The 269-nt window shown below is 43.1% G+C and carries 1 protein-coding gene; it reads right to left on the reverse strand.

Translation table 11 applies throughout. The annotated features are described in order from the left end of the window. The coding region (locus tag Q5762_RS38495; protein ID WP_315896964.1) for a hypothetical protein at nt 1-269 on the reverse strand (269 nt) is incomplete at both ends.

Below are 269 nucleotides of genomic sequence, written 5' to 3' on the forward strand. Positions count from 1 at the left end.
GCGGCAAATGTCCAACCTTTGAAGTCAGACTGATTAGGGGTAAATTTACGAGATTCCAGCTCCCAGACTCGTTTAACAAGAAATGGTATATCTTCGCCATCATCCCACCTGTAAACCTGATCTAATTCGACACCCACGGAGGAAGCTGCAATTTCGTCAGGTATACCGAGATGCTGGAAACGGTAAACAAAATTCTTGTGTTTTCGCTTGCTCCTCTCAATCGGTGCAAAAAATTTAAGAGCATTTTCCCAATCAACACTTCTCATGAG

The sequence above is a fragment of the Streptomyces sp. P9(2023) genome, from assembly GCF_032436795.1.
In the GTDB taxonomy this organism is placed as follows: Bacteria; Actinomycetota; Actinomycetes; order Streptomycetales; family Streptomycetaceae; genus Streptomyces.